1 protein-coding gene is annotated in these 569 nt (G+C 52.5%); it reads right to left on the reverse strand.

Annotated features, from left to right (window positions below):
* Complete coding sequence (locus JSN25_RS17175) at positions 1-540, reverse strand: toxin YdaT domain-containing protein (protein WP_204525742.1); 540 nt, start codon at positions 538-540, stop codon at positions 1-3.
* Positions 541-569 lie beyond the last annotated feature (29 nt).

A 569-nucleotide genomic window follows, 5' to 3' on the forward strand; every position in this document is an offset into this window, starting at 1 on the left:
TCATATAGCCCCCAGCATCATCTGCACCATCTCCATCAGTGGTCCGGTTAAGCCAGGGTCAACGCGGAACATCTCGACAATCCCCTCGCTCAACTCCTTAAGCTTCTGATGACGTGGTGCATCCATTGCGACTGCAATTTTTGCTTCGCTGGTTTCTTTCTCCAGTCGAGCCAGACGGGCCATAATGTTGTCTTCTGGTAGCAGGCGGCTGCGGAACTCGAGCGGCAAAACAGCAAGAATTGCCGGAGTCAGCTGGCGAACATTCTCGCGGTAACGTTCGCTGTTGAAATGGTTATCGAGGAAGCGGAAAAGCTTCTGACGCTGTCGGCTGAGGTCGTCAGGGAAAGTAATCTCGTCACCACCCTGCGCCCGATACTCTTCGATAATCAGAGCAGAGACGACATCCTGACCATCTGCGCCCGCCCACGCACGAACGGCATCGCGGATCTGGTCATGTTTATCTACCGAGACAGGTTGATTGCGATTTATCATCGCCGCCGATTGATATCCGCTATTTTGATGAAGTGACAGTGACTGCATGGTTATGCCCTCGTTTCTTGAACTGGTAA

This window comes from Citrobacter cronae (assembly GCF_016893685.1).
Classification (GTDB): Bacteria; Pseudomonadota; Gammaproteobacteria; order Enterobacterales; family Enterobacteriaceae; genus Citrobacter; species Citrobacter werkmanii.

Bases quoted from the DNA above. Each gene is read 5' to 3' on its own strand.
- JSN25_RS17175 (WP_204525742.1), bottom strand. From the start codon at position 540: ATGCAGTCACTGTCACTTCATCAAAATAGCGGATATCAATCGGCGGCG.